Origin of the sequence: Psychrobacter sp. CAL346-MNA-CIBAN-0220, from assembly GCF_040309805.1 — a bacterium.
Classification (GTDB): domain Bacteria; phylum Pseudomonadota; class Gammaproteobacteria; order Pseudomonadales; family Moraxellaceae; genus Psychrobacter.
Map to the genome: position 1 here is coordinate 1 of NZ_JBEOPF010000646.1, position 243 is coordinate 243.

A 243-nucleotide genomic window follows, 5' to 3' on the forward strand; every position below is an offset into this window, starting at 1 on the left:
ATATAAGCTTAAGCTTTACGCGCACATTCAGCGGTAACTTAGTAATTGCTAATGCTAATTGGTCTGCCGCATTTTGTGCTTCTAAATCTTTAATACGCTTATTTGCTGCTGTTGCATTAGCATTGACTTTAGGCCTAGATAAAGACGCTATACCTGTCCTAGGCTTTGCTATGCGCTCATCTTTACGTTTCATCAGCTCACTGTTGATACCACCACTTCTAGTTCCATCAGCCTCTTCATTAC

At 40.7% G+C, this 243-nt stretch carries 1 protein-coding gene; it reads right to left on the reverse strand.

All coding sequences use genetic code 11. The features are described 5' to 3' along the window. Positions 1-243, reverse strand: a 243-nt coding sequence (locus tag AAEY88_RS15165) for a hypothetical protein (protein ID WP_350563721.1), incomplete at both ends; no start/stop codon positions are given.